This is a genomic window from Paenibacillus sp. FSL H8-0175 (assembly GCF_045040615.1).
GTDB lineage: Bacteria > Bacillota > Bacilli > Paenibacillales > Paenibacillaceae > Paenibacillus_AQ > Paenibacillus_AQ odorifer.
In genome coordinates, this window is record NZ_CP150299.1 from 2,490,284 (window position 1) to 2,503,336 (window position 13,053).

Consider the following 13,053-nt stretch of genomic DNA (forward strand, 5'->3'; position numbering starts at 1 on the left):
GCATGGAAAAAGGATCACAATTGGCGTTTTTTATACCAATAGCGACTGTAGGGTCCGATAGGAATCTAAATGTGCTCTAAGCTGCAAATAAGGTCAGCTGGGTCCGATAGAATCCAAATGTGTTCTAAAAACACGAATAAGATCAGCTGGGTCCAATAGAAAACCACATGTGCTCTAAGTTACGAATAAGGTCAGCGGAGTCCGATAGTGTCTTTCCACGCGCAGATTGGGGAAATACTAATTAGTGTTTTGCTTCAACGTTACTCGCCCCGCGGAGTCGTCATCATCACCAGAGGCTAACGGACCCGGATGAAGCTATTTGCTCATTTATCACCTTTTGAGCGTAGTATCGGACCCCAGTGCAGCTATTGCATGGAAAAAGGATCACAATTGGCGTTTTTTATGCCAATAGCGACTGTGGGGTCCGATAGGAATCCAAATGTGCTCTAAAGCCACGAATAAGGTCAGCTGGGTCCGTTAGGAATCCAAATGTGCTCTAAAGCCACGAATAAGATTAGCTGGGTCCGATAGAGCCTTCGCACGCGCTGATTAGCGAAATACTAATCTGTGTTTCGACCCGTCGTTACCTGCAATAGCGAACTGCGTTTGCTTTTAAGCTACTCACCCCGCTGGGTCCGATAGCACCATCGCACGCGCAACTATGCTCGAATCCAATAAAGTTTGTTGTCTAGATCAAAGTCTAAGACACGAAAGAAAACAGGTGCACCCGGCATGGCTTTTGGGACACACCTGTTTTTTATAGGATAATGAATTACACTGTTGCTCTACGCAGCATCAAAAACGATAAAAGAGCGTACACAACTGTCAAAGGCATGGACCACAAAGCAAGTTCAAATGCGGTATATCCAGCAAACCAGTTGAAGAGGTCTACCCACCACTGATTATAGGTCATTAATAATACACCGAGACTGCACAGGATAAACATAGCCCCTGAGAAAATGAACAAACCGCTTCGGCCAAATCTCCGGAAGATACTGGATATCATTAGCCCCAGAAAAAACATATTAAGAAAGAGCACAAAATACATCCACAGCTGTTCTATGGCATTACCATCATTTAAAAAGGGCAAATGAAAATAATGTAGTTCCAAACCCCAGCCACCCGTGAGCCTGCTTTCAATGATTGCGAGCAGGTAGAGGAGAATTGAGTAGGTGGCGCTAGTTATAATAGCCATTAAGGAAGTGCCTATGAAATAATCCGTCCTGCGTTGACTTAAGCCCAGAGCAAAAGGGAAGGTCTGCACCAAAATGAGTATACCGGTGATTAACATATAAATGAAGATGGAGACGAGACCGCCGGTATAGATTGGTTCTTGGATGAAAGAAGCGACGATGACATTCACCAAGAAGCTGGATAACAAGATTACCCAAGGCATATACAACCATAACCACTTATCTCTGAAATGCATTTTTATCATGCCTGCCGTAGGATTCATTACACGGTCACTTCCTTTCCTAGAGATTTTTTATTTGTGAGATGAACGATTAATTGCTGTAAAGATACAGGTGAGATTTCTAAGCCTAACTTTTCAGCATGTGCGTGATCTTTCGCGTTGAAACCGATAATGGTGGCTGTAAGCAATCCGCCAAAAGACTCGCGGGAAATGACTTGTTTGCCGGCGATAAAATCTTCGATCTTCGCTGTCGCGCCGATTACCGTAACAGCTTGCCCGCGAAGGGCTTCAGCATCTTCGTTAATAATTAGCTTGCCGTTGTCGATGACGATAACATGCTCTAAAAGCTGACTTACCTCATCGATCAAATGGGTGGACAAAACAACTGTGCGTGGATTTTCAGCATAATCTTCAATTAGGCGATCGTAAAACAGGCTTCTAGCTACAGCATCAAGTCCTAAATAGGGTTCGTCAAAAATGGTAAGCGGAGCACGGCTGGCTAGACCTACTACAATTCCTACAGCCGAGAGCATACCTCGGGATAGCTTTTTTATTCTTCTTTTTAATGGCAGATTGAAATCCTTGATTAAAGAGTGAGCATATTCCCGATCAAAGTTTGGAAAAAATAATTCGGATACCTCCAGTACATCGATGATTCGGTACGTGTCCGGATACCTTTGGCTTTCCTTAATGAAGCAAATCTGCCTGAGAACCCGGTTATTCTCGTATGGATGTTCACCAAATACGTTCAGGACACCACTTGTGGGGAAAAGCTGAGCTGTGATCATATGCATTATTGTGGTTTTTCCTGCACCGTTTCTGCCGAGAAGCCCGTATATCTTGTTTTTCTCCAATGAAAAACTGAGTTCATGGATGGCAGTGACATTTCCGTATGACTTAGTCAATCCTTTGATTTCAACAACTTCATTCATGACTTGTTGTCTCCCCTCTGAATCATAATTGTTAATTGATCCAACGTAATTCCTAATTTTTCAGCTTCACTGATCATGGTTACTACATACTGTTCATAAAATTGTTCTTTTCTCTTCTCCATCAATACTGCACGCGCTCCAGAAGCTACAAACATACCGATTCCTCGTTTTTTGTACAATATCCCTTGATCCACAAGCAAATTCACACCTTTCGCAGCCGTAGCCGGATTGATCTGGTAGAAAACAGCAAACTGATTTGTCGAAGGAACTTGTGACTCCTCCAGCAGTGTTTCTTCGATGATGTCATTTTCTATTCGTTCGGCGATCTGCATAAATATCGGTCGTGTATCATCCATTAAGTTTCCCATGTATTCACCGCCAACTTCATTGGTTAGTTAGTTATGTAATTAACCATATATGCAACGAAGTTAATTGTCAATATTTTTAATTATTTTGGGCTGTATCCACATAAATAAAGGCTGCCCAGAATGCTCTGGATAGCCTTTTATTTGCACAACATATCTGCTATGATTTTGTCCTTGGTAAAAAAGAAGGGGGAGTTCAGCTATGAATGATTATGGTCCGGATCTGTTCAAAGATACTGCAAGCTATTACACCAGATATCGCCCGCTATATCCGTCCTCACTGATTCGATATCTAGTGGACAAATTCTCACTTCACGGAGAGGGCCGGTTGCTGGACTTAGGTTGTGGTACTGGGCAGTTAGCGCTAAGGTTTACGGATTGGTTCGAAGAAATCATTGGCGTAGATACTGAACTAGAGATGCTAGATGAAGCAAAGCTGTTATCACAGTACAACAGGGTTGAGAATGTTAGCTGGCAACAGGGGAGAGCGGAAGAACTATTCAATGACTGGGGTTCCTTTCGTCTCATCATGATGGCTAAGGCGTTTCACTGGATGGACCGAGAATCCATACTTGAAGTTCTCTATCATAGTTTAGATGATAACGGTGGTATTGCTGTAATTGATACTTTTAATGAACAACAAGAACCGTTACCTTGGCAACAAAAGGTAGAGGAAGTAGTGAAACGCTGGTTGGGTGACGAAAGAATAGCCGGAAAAAGTACATATAAACATCCCCAAGAAAGACATGAGGATGTTGTAAAGCGATCCAGTTTTAAAGACGTTAAAAGACAGGTATTACCGAGTTATTCCATCACTTGGACTGTTGATTCGATACTAGGAAATTTGTATTCTACGTCTTATGCTTCTAAGCGATTATTTAGAGATAACTTAGAACGTTTTGAAGATGATATGAAATCAGCTTTATTAGAAATAGAACCTACAGGTGTATTTACAGAGGACCTGTCGGTTTCCGTCATTACTGCCTTTAAAAAAGAAGCGGATTTACGATAAAAACCGCGCATTGATCTCACCGCATCCTGCTGTGTTAGGACTTAGTTTAAGGCGATACGTGTTCTTTTTTAGTATGGATTTTACTTGCTTAGGCGTAAGAGAAGGGTTCTTCTGGAGTAATTGCGCGATCACACCCGAGACGATAGGTGTTGAGACACTGGTACCGGACAGCACAAAGTAATCTTTAGCTATCCGCAAATAAGGAAGCTCGCGATCCAGCTTGGATCGTGGAGCACGAAGGGAGATGATCGTCTCGCCTGGAGCAACGAGATCTGGTTTCTTCCTTCCTCCCGGTGCGGGTCCGCGACTGGAGAACCAAGTGATTCGGTCGTCCGCTTGTGTGAGCGTGCGACGGTCATCCACTGCACCGACAGTAATTGCTGAAGGACTAATCCCTGGAGATTCGATCGTACTGCGTCCCGGGCCGCTGTTTCCAGCAGCTATTACAACGTTAAGTCCGGCTTTAATTGCTTTTTCTACAGCTTGGCAGAGTGGATCATCTGAACAAGGAAGATTCACCTTACCCCCGAATGACATCGAAAGAATACGAAGATTAAGTCTTCTCCGATTCGCAATACACCATTCAATTCCTTTAATGATTGTGGAGTCATATCCATCGCCATTTTTATCTAGTACTTTGACACCTACTATCCCTGCCTCTGGAGCAGGGCTTTTGTATTTTCCTTTACTCATCCATCCGTTGCCTGCTGCATCCCCTGCGATATGAGTTCCATGGCCGTTATCGTCATAGGGCTGTTTTCTATGATTGATAAAATCTTTAAAAGCAACTATACGGTTAACAGGGCGAAACAGGTCAGGGTGCCGATACACCCCTGTATCAAGAATAGCAATGTTGATGCCTTTTCCGGTAAGCCCCTTTTTCTTTTGGGCGGTTGTAGAACCAATGGATGGTGTCGCTATATTAAGGGATGTTTTTTTGACTTGATCCAAATAAATTTTTTCGATTCCATCCCAGCGGCACATCCGGTTCAGGCAGTTCTTTGAAACTTTGGATGATATCGAATTGAGCAGGTGAAGATGATGTCTGATCGGAAGGTCGTGGGATTTTAAATGCTTTTGTAAAGACTGTAGCTGGGCTGAAGTTATTTTTTGTTTGAATTTAATAATAACTGGAATGGTATTCGCTTTATGCCCTGGAAGATAGGAACGTTGAACTCTTTTTCTCAAGGAATGGTGCATTTTCGAATGATATTGCTCTAGCCATTTTTGACCGTTCATTAGTAATGAATCACCTCTTGAAGGTATTATATGCACTGCAGAGCTAGTGGACACGAAACTATGAAACTAGGGTTTAACATATTTTCAGATTTGTAGGTGAAAGAGAGGTCAAACCTTACGATTCTTGCATTTACTAACGTATCCTAAAAAGAAAGTGGTGAAGTAAATGGCAATTATTAAAAAACCAGTTAACAAGAAAGCAGTTATGGCTAGCAAAGTTCTCGCGGCTAAAAAAGCGAAAGCAGCTCCTACAAGAAAGAAACGTAGAATTAGACAGACTCTGGATAGATTTATTGTTGTTGCTATTGGTACAAATGCAACGGGTACACCTAAAGATACTACGGGGTGGACAGCTTCATTGAGAGCTGGAACTACAACGGTTACTGCTGATTTTGACGAATTTGGTGTAGTTAGATTCCCAACAATTAGTACCTTAACATCGGTACCTTATCTTCTCACTTTGAGAGATGAGAGTGGAGCTACTATAAGAAGTTTTAACGTTCCCGCAGACCGCGAATTTTTTGTGGCTAGATTCTAGTTTGGACAAGCCAGGTCAAGTAAACAGCATGCGTCGATTTTATATCGATGCATGCTGTTTTTTTATTTTTCTAACTTTGATTCAAGTGAGTGATTTGTTACAGACAAACAGAATGGGGGGATGCCATACTTTCAGCATCATAATTTTGGGAATATAGTACAAAAATGGACAATATATAAGGCGGGTGAGAGGTTTCGTGAAAGAAAAAGGGAATATATCAGGTATTCAATATTTTTTATTAGGACTGCTTATATTTTTAATGTTAGGAATGGATATGTTCATCATGGGATTAGATCAATGGTTATGGGGGGATTTGTTTAATATAGACGACTTTTTTGTCAGCCCTTGGTACGTACTAGTTGTTCATTGGAGCATAGTTGCCCTATTGTGGGCAGTAGGAGCTATGATGTTTCTACTTTGGTTCAGGAAGAGGAAGTTGATTGGACAGGTTATATCTTTGTGTTGGAGCTCTAAGGTCATTCCTTTGTTAATTGTAGCTTTTATATCAAGCTTTTTGTTCGCTGTGTTGGAATTTTGGATTAATGGGGAGAGCATTCCACAGATTTATAGGGAATATGAAAACTTCAAGTTAGAACATGGTTTTATGGGCATATGGGTTGCCTTGGTTCAAAACATATATTACATTGTGGAAGCTGTACTAGTTGTACTATTGGTTGCACTAATGCAGCGTGCAGGAGAAGTATGGTTTAAGAATCCTTCTCTTCCTTATGGGGGAATAGGTTTAATGCTGACTTGGGGATTAGGTCATTTGACGCATGGTCTGCAAAGCGGCTTGTATATTACTGCTTTTTCTTTGGTATTTGGCTGGCTGTTTGTGAAAGCGGGCAAGCAGTGGTGGCCAAGTTTTCTGTTTATCTGGCTTGTATTTGTTTTATAATATTTAGTTTAACGGGGGGACACCATTGTACAATTCAGAGAAGAGAACAATTACTACTGAAAGATTGATTTTAAGACCTTTTGCATTGTCTGATGCACAGCGTGTCAGTGAGCTCTGCAATAATTATAATGTTTACAAAAGTACATTAACTCTACCTTATCCATACCCTATTGATTGTGCATTATCATGGATTGAAACACATGAAGTTGAGTTCAATAATGATAATTCATATGAATTCGCTATTACTGATAAAAATACAAACGAACTGTATGGTGCTATAGGTTTGAGAAATAACCGGACACACAGAAACGGCGAGCTTGGATATTGGATAGGCGAGGAACACTGGGGTAATGGATATGCTACAGAAGCAACAAAAGCGGTCATTAATTTTGCTTTTACAGAAAAACATTATCACAAAGTGTACGCCAGATTCTTTGCTTCAAATCCTGGTTCGGGACGGGTTATGCAAAAATCTGGCATGCTGAAAGAAGGCGTTTTGTTACAGCATATTTATAAAGAGAATGAGTTTGTAGACCTTATTCATTATGGGATATTAAATTCGGGAGTTACTAACTAACGCTTGGATTTCATGCACCACTATTTGAAGTCACGCCCATAGGGCGTGGCTTTTTTATTAGAAATGCTAGTCTGCTTCAACGGACAATAATGAAATTCCTTCTTATTTAAAATTAAAATAAAATTCTTGACACTTCTCATTGATAACGATTATCATAGGAATCGATGAGTGAAAATGAAAATCATTATCACTATATGGGACGTATAAATATACATATTTGGAGGGATAGATTTTGAAAAAAATATTAGTACTACTGGTTATTGCAGCGCTTACGGCAATGACTGCATGTTCGTCTACAAATACAGCGGACAATCCAAAAAATGAAGCGGTAACGAATACAACTGCTAATGAATCGAAAGAAGCAAATGCAGCAAAAACAACAGAAGTAGCAAATACAGCGGAAGCTGCCGGCAAGGTGTACAGTCTGGAGAATGATGGTGTGGATGAAGCGTTGTTCAACGAAGCGTTAAGCCAATTCCCAGCCACAGTCCCGGAGCGTATTGTAACAACTTCTGTGCCGTTAACAGAAATGCTTTATTTGCTCGGCATAACACCGGTAGGTGTACCAACTTCAACGAATCCAATCCCTGCTGATTTCGAAACAATTGATCGTATTGGATCACCTATGGCGCCGGATCTGGAGGTAGTAACCAAACTCGAACCAGACTTGCTGCTGGGAGCGGAATCTCTTCGCAGCACGTTGGACAAATCGCTAGAAGGAATCGACCTACAAAAAGCATATTTGAGAACAGAATCATTTGAGGATCTAAAGCTTAGTCTCAAAGTATTAGGCACTTATTTTAATAAAAAAGATGAAATGAATGCTGCTTTAACTAAGATTTTGAACAAAGAAAATGAGCTGAGTCAATTAGCCGAAGGCAAAGAACTGCCAAGCGTGCTGCTAGTAATCGGAACCGCAGATTCCTTTATGGTTATGAGTGAGAAATCTTATTTAGGTAGCTTGGTTAAAAAGCTTGGTGCTGATAACATCGCAACTTCTGTATTGCAAGTTACTGACACTTACTCACCTATCAATATGGAGAACATTGTAGCCGCTGATCCAGACATCATTCTCGTACTCGCTTCAGGCGATCACGGAGCGACTGAGGATAAGTTCAAAAAAGAAATAGAGAAAAATGAAACTTGGACAAAGCTTTCGGCTTATGCAAATAACAAAATCAACATTCTAGATTACAGCGTATTCGGTGTCACTTCGATTATTAACGCGGAGACAGCCTTAACCGAAATTGCAAAATACTTCTATGAATAATTAAAGGAGACAGCAAGTGATAAATACATCTCGTAGCAGAATTATTGTTATTGTAACGTTAGCACTTGCGCTCGTTGCCGCTATAATTGCGATTGGACTAGGCTCAGTATACATTCCTATACCAGACATCCTAAGCACGATCTTTGGTTCAGCGGCAAAAGCGGTGAATGCGACCATCATATGGGATATTCGTTTGCCGCGTGTATTACTGGCGATGATCATTGGGGCAAATATCGCGGTTTCGGGTGCTCTTCTGCAAGCCGTGATGGGCAACCCACTTGCTGATCCAGGATTGACCGGTGTAACGAGTGGAGCGGCTGCATGTGTGCTTGTCATTATGCTTGCAGCTCCACAATATACGGAGTTCATTCCAATTGCGGCTTTTGTGGGTGGACTAATTGCTGCAGGGATTGTATATGCATTAGCGTGGAGAAGAACCGGTATTTCGCCCATCACTATTATTTTATCAGGAGTTGCTGTGAATGCTCTTTGCGGGGGATTAATAGGACTCCTGACCATCATGTACAGCGACAGACTTCCGGCAGCGGTCCAATGGTTAAACGGCAGTCTGGCTGCTAAAGGGAACAATGCCTTGATGATGGTTTTCCCGTATGCCATAGCAGGCTGGATCTTATCCTTTTTCGCGATCCGCAAGGCGAATATAATACGTTTAGGGGATCAGGTAGCTTCGAATTTAGGTGAAAATGTGGACCGAATTCGTATTCTACTTTCCTTGCTGGCAGTATTTCTAGCGGCTATCTCTGTAGCGGCTATTGGGATGATTGGCTTTGTAGGGCTTGTTGTGCCACATATGGCTCGATTGTTGGTGGGTTCAGACTATAAATTTCTTTTGCCGATGAGTATGGGACTTGGTGCATTGGTATTGTTGATAGCAGATACAGGTGGACGTACCCTATTTGCACCTTTAGATATTCCTGCGGGTATCCTTATGGCGGTGATCGGTGGACCTTATTTTCTATACCTGATGAGAAAGAAGGCGTTCTAACATGTTTACTGTCGATTCTATTTCGATTCGGTATGAGCAGAAAAACATTATTAACAACTTCTCTTTTTCCGTAAAAAAGGGTGAAATCGTCTCGATTATAGGACCAAACGGCTCAGGTAAATCTACATTGCTTAAGGCGGTATCACGGCTAATTCCATATCATACGGGTGCGGTCACACTCGAGGGTACGGATCTAAAGTCTATGACTGCCAAACAAGTCGCTCGAAAAATGTGTATGCTGAGCCAGAAGAACCAAGCACCTAATGATATGACTGTGATCGATCTCGTCTCCTATGGAAGGTATCCACATAAAAAATGGTTCGAAAAATTAAATCATGAGGATATGGACATTGTCGACTGGGCACTGGAGAAGACACATTTAAAGGATTATAAGGATCGAGCCGTTTCCTCGTTATCCGGTGGTGAATCACAGCGTGCTTGGATTGCTATGGCCTTGGCGCAGCGTCCTTTGGTTATGTTGCTTGACGAACCGACCACTTACTTGGATATTTCGCATCAGCATGAAGTTCTTGAGTTAGTACGTGAGCTAAATCAAGACATGGGGATGACCGTCGTGATGGTGTTGCATGACCTCAATCAAGCCTCTACCTATAGTGATAGTATTGTTGTGGTGCAGGCGGGTGAAAAAGCGATGTATGGGACACCAAATGAAGTTATGACCACCGATATGATCCGGGATATATACCGAATGGATGCCGAAGTTCAATATGTTCCTACAGAGACGAAACCTCGTATTCATTTGCTAAGTACCGTTCGCTAGATTCGTGGCTAGATTACATAACCTATTAATGGAGGGATTTTATAATGAAGAAGCCTGTAGATGTTGAAAAAAATAAAGAAAACTATTTGCAATTTATTGCGAATCGTAAAAATCTGATTTTGAGCTTGATTGATGACGAAGGAAAACCTTTTATCAGCTATGCTCCTTTTGTTAAGCATGAAGGCAAGCTGTATATCTACATTAGTAAGATCGCCGAGCATTACAGATATATGGAAAATAACGATTTTGTAGATGCGCTTCTAATTGCAGATGAGTCTGCGACGAATAATAAATTTGCAACGGAACGTGTGCGGTGGAATTGCACATCAAGCAATATCGGGAATGACGGGTATGAGGAGATCTTTGAATTGTTTAATGCTGATCATGGGGTTGCAATGGTGAATTTGCTGCGTGGATTGGATTTTTCATTGTTTGAATTGACCCCTCTCCAAGGGCGTTATGTTGTTGGTTTTGGCTTGGCCTTTGACATCGACGTAGATGCGAACCTGTTCAACCATGTGGTGATCGACAAGAAAAAAGACGAAGAAGCCACTGTACAAGGGAGCAAATAATCTATGACTTTCACTTCAGTGTTGCCAATCTGGCAAGCGGTGCAAACGCGATTTCATAAAATCGTGAAGGCTTTGCCGGAAGAAGATCTTAACCTTAAGCTAGGGAACTCTACAATTGGGGGATTAATTCAGCATAATGCAGAAGTTGAGTTTATGTTCGCAGAGTGGTTTTTTGGAAGACCTAATCCTCAAGGCGACAAGGCGGCATATTCTACATTGAATGAACTCGTTGATCTGCTGACTGTTTCCAATGAGAATCTAACTGCTGCGATGCAGGAGCTTCCGGAAGAAGCGTGGCATGTGAGTGTGGAGTCGGCTTTTGGCACATCTACACCGCTTGAAGCGATAGGCAGACTTATGTATCATACAGGCATTCATGCCGGACAGATTTCGCTTATACAGAAAAATGCAGTTCGAAGTGAAGTATAGTGAATTGGGAAATGATTGATGAGAAAACGGCAGAAATGTCGTTTTTTTTGTGCGTAAATAAGGAGTTTTTAAAAAGGAGTTTGGGTAGTTGTTGACGTTCTTTTGATGTCCCTTTGATGTCCTTTTGATGTCCTCTGCAGTCTCTGGATTTGGTATAATGTAGGGGATTCTAAGGGGGCGCTGATTATGACAGAGTACTTGCGAGGCCAAATTGCCAAAATGGCGAATGTGAATATGGAGACGTTAAGATATTATGAAGAGCTCGGATTAATTAGCACTCCCTTACGTTCGGAAGCTGGTTATCGTCTTTATTCGGATGAGGTGCTTAGCCGACTTGTTTTTATACATAATGCTAAACTGTGTGGTTTCACTTTAAAGGAAATCAAGAAGGCACTCACTAAATCTGAAAGCAGCGGCATTAGCATAGCTGATTTTGTAACTGTTGTGGATAAGAAAATGGATCGAGTTCGTGGCGAAATTGCAAAACAGGAAATAAAACTAACAGCCCTCGCAGATTTGAGAAAAAATTTGTTAACCACAGATAAACATCCAGGCGTACAGTCCACGCTCGAAATCCTAAAAATGGATTCTTAACTTGACCTTGTAGTCTCCTACAGCCTTTACAATCTGAGTTGAAAAAAATTGTAGGAGGGATTTACGAGATGGAAAAGACAAGTACAGAGCAGCTTGCAGCGATCAAAGATTATTTGCGACAAAGCAACCGATGGGATAGCAAGTCTATCGGGCAAATACGGCAGGAGATGGATGCGACGGCTGCGAACATGCCCAGTCCTACGGATGTTATCGTCGAGCGGGTCATGATTGGACCCTTAAGCGGAGAGTGGATTATTCCTGTGAATTCTGCTCCACCCGCTGATGAAGTGATCCTTTATTTCCACGGTGGGGGTTTTATTTCGGGGACTTGTGAATTTTATCGGGATCTGGTTACACGAATTGCAAAATCTAGTGGCACGAAGATCCTAATCATTGAATATCGCTTGGCACCAGAGTTTACTTATCCGGCTGCTAATGAAGATTGTATAGACGCTTATCTGTGGCTGCTCGCGAATGGATATTCTGCCGGGAATGTCGTGCTTGGAGGGGATTCTGTTGGAGCCAGCCTTGCGCTGATGACGTTGATTACTATACGGGATGCGGGTGGGGAATTGCCGGCGGGTGCTTTTTTAATCTCGCCGCATACAGATCTCGTCCATTTGGATGGTGAATCGTATCTGAGCCGAGCGGAGTTTGATCCAACAGGCAGCATAGACGGAAATAAACGAATAATTGATGTTTATTTAGGTGCTCGGACAGAACTAGCTCCTATATTATCTCCCTTAAGGTTGGATTTGCAGGGATTACCTGATTTACTTGTTCAAGTAGGCGACCACGAGGTATTGTTAAGTGATGCAACGAGGTTGGCTGAACGAGCACAAGCTGCGGATGTTCATGTAGAACTGGAAATATGGGAGAACATGTGGAGTGTCTTTCACTTTTTAGCTTATATGCTGCCAGAGGCGCAGCAAGCGATTGCGAATGTCGGTAAGTTTGTTAGGACGAGGTTAGATCGGATTGAGCAAAAAAGCAGCTGATATTCCCCGCCTTCTTGAGAGATCAAGGAGGTTTTTTGGTGAAATCGTAGGTTAGCAGAAGGTGGATTGCTAGATACTGGGCTTCTTCATCGTAACGGACCGTATTGCAGCTATTTGCTCAATTTGGCGCGTTTGACTAACTTTTCGGACTGCATAGCTCTTATTAGCACATTAGAATGCCGAAAAGGTGGGGAATTGGGTGAATAGCTGCATTGGAGTCCGATAGCATGGCGAATTACGGTGATTTCTGAAAATAAGGGCTCCTCAGTCCGAATTCATGTAGTACGGGGGCTACAGAGAATAAGATACTAAACTGGGACTTAAGTTTAATAATTGGGTGCGAGTATATACTGATAATGATTTAACGAATGACAAAGTGGTAATATTGTCAGTTCGTTTTTGAACATAATATGCTATGATAATTACCA

Annotated in this window: 15 protein-coding genes; 11 read left to right on the forward strand and 4 right to left on the reverse strand. The window is 42.0% G+C overall.

What is annotated here, in order from left to right; all coding sequences use genetic code 11:
* Window positions 1-772: 772 nt before the first annotated feature.
* Genes MHH46_RS10695 through MHH46_RS10705 form a run of 3 tightly spaced genes read right to left on the reverse strand, consistent with a single transcriptional unit; the run spans window position 773 to window position 2,714 of the window.
* A complete protein-coding gene (locus MHH46_RS10695) occupies window positions 773-1,456 on the reverse strand; it encodes a hypothetical protein (protein ID WP_076129967.1) in 684 nt (227 codons plus the stop codon).
* Window positions 1,456-2,346 (reverse strand): ABC transporter ATP-binding protein, encoded by an 891-nt coding sequence (locus tag MHH46_RS10700; protein ID WP_076186440.1) that lies wholly within the window; start codon window positions 2,344-2,346, stop codon window positions 1,456-1,458. The genes MHH46_RS10695 and MHH46_RS10700 overlap by 1 nt, the downstream gene beginning before the upstream one ends.
* On the reverse strand, window positions 2,343-2,714 hold the full coding sequence (locus MHH46_RS10705) for a GntR family transcriptional regulator (protein WP_076195038.1): 372 nt from the start codon (window positions 2,712-2,714) through the stop codon (window positions 2,343-2,345). The genes MHH46_RS10700 and MHH46_RS10705 overlap by 4 nt, the downstream gene beginning before the upstream one ends.
* Before the next feature lie 199 nt (window positions 2,715-2,913).
* On the opposite strand from MHH46_RS10705, the gene MHH46_RS10710 reads away from it, so the two are divergent.
* Window positions 2,914-3,723, forward strand: a complete 810-nt coding sequence (locus tag MHH46_RS10710) for a trans-aconitate 2-methyltransferase (protein WP_076129969.1) — start codon at window positions 2,914-2,916, stop codon at window positions 3,721-3,723.
* Here the strand turns inward: MHH46_RS10710 and MHH46_RS10715 are convergent.
* Window positions 3,715-4,962, reverse strand: coding sequence for a S8 family peptidase (locus MHH46_RS10715; RefSeq protein ID WP_076195036.1), 1,248 nt, complete (start codon window positions 4,960-4,962; stop codon window positions 3,715-3,717). The genes MHH46_RS10710 and MHH46_RS10715 overlap by 9 nt on opposite strands.
* A 166-nt stretch (window positions 4,963-5,128) precedes the next feature.
* Between MHH46_RS10715 and MHH46_RS10720 the strand changes: the two genes are divergently transcribed.
* From MHH46_RS10720 to MHH46_RS10765, 10 genes are all read left to right on the forward strand, one after another.
* A complete protein-coding gene (locus tag MHH46_RS10720) occupies window positions 5,129-5,500 on the forward strand; it encodes a hypothetical protein (protein ID WP_076129971.1) in 372 nt (123 codons plus the stop codon).
* A 196-nt stretch (window positions 5,501-5,696) separates the two neighbouring features.
* Window positions 5,697-6,398 (forward strand): hypothetical protein, encoded by a 702-nt coding sequence (locus MHH46_RS10725; RefSeq protein ID WP_076195034.1) that lies wholly within the window; start codon window positions 5,697-5,699, stop codon window positions 6,396-6,398.
* 25 nt (window positions 6,399-6,423) lie between these two features.
* Window positions 6,424-6,975 (forward strand): GNAT family N-acetyltransferase, encoded by a 552-nt coding sequence (locus MHH46_RS10730; protein ID WP_076195032.1) that lies wholly within the window; start codon window positions 6,424-6,426, stop codon window positions 6,973-6,975.
* Window positions 6,976-7,207: 232 nt separating this feature from the next.
* On the forward strand, window positions 7,208-8,245 hold the full coding sequence (locus MHH46_RS10735) for an ABC transporter substrate-binding protein (RefSeq protein WP_081387992.1): 1,038 nt from the start codon (window positions 7,208-7,210) through the stop codon (window positions 8,243-8,245).
* A 16-nt stretch (window positions 8,246-8,261) separates the two neighbouring features.
* Window positions 8,262-9,251 carry an iron ABC transporter permease gene (locus MHH46_RS10740; protein ID WP_051491618.1) on the forward strand — a complete coding sequence of 330 codons (990 nt, stop codon included), beginning with the start codon at window positions 8,262-8,264 and terminating at the stop codon, window positions 9,249-9,251.
* 1 nt (window position 9,252) lies between these two features.
* Entirely contained in the window at window positions 9,253-10,032 is a 780-nt protein-coding gene (locus tag MHH46_RS10745) for an ABC transporter ATP-binding protein (protein WP_076129974.1), read from the forward strand.
* 44 nt (window positions 10,033-10,076) lie between these two features.
* Window positions 10,077-10,604: a HugZ family protein gene (locus MHH46_RS10750; protein WP_076195030.1), complete on the forward strand. Its 528-nt coding sequence runs from the start codon at window positions 10,077-10,079 to the stop codon at window positions 10,602-10,604.
* A gap of 3 nt (window positions 10,605-10,607) precedes the next feature.
* The gene (locus MHH46_RS10755) at window positions 10,608-11,033 is read left to right on the forward strand and encodes a DinB family protein (RefSeq protein ID WP_076195028.1); all 426 of its coding nucleotides are present in this window, start codon (window positions 10,608-10,610) and stop codon (window positions 11,031-11,033) included.
* A gap of 186 nt (window positions 11,034-11,219) precedes the next feature.
* Window positions 11,220-11,627, forward strand: a complete 408-nt coding sequence (locus MHH46_RS10760) for a MerR family transcriptional regulator (protein WP_076195026.1) — start codon at window positions 11,220-11,222, stop codon at window positions 11,625-11,627.
* A 68-nt stretch (window positions 11,628-11,695) separates the two neighbouring features.
* Entirely contained in the window at window positions 11,696-12,625 is a 930-nt protein-coding gene (locus MHH46_RS10765; RefSeq protein WP_081383122.1) for an alpha/beta hydrolase, read from the forward strand.
* The last annotated feature ends 428 nt before the right edge of the window (window positions 12,626-13,053 follow it).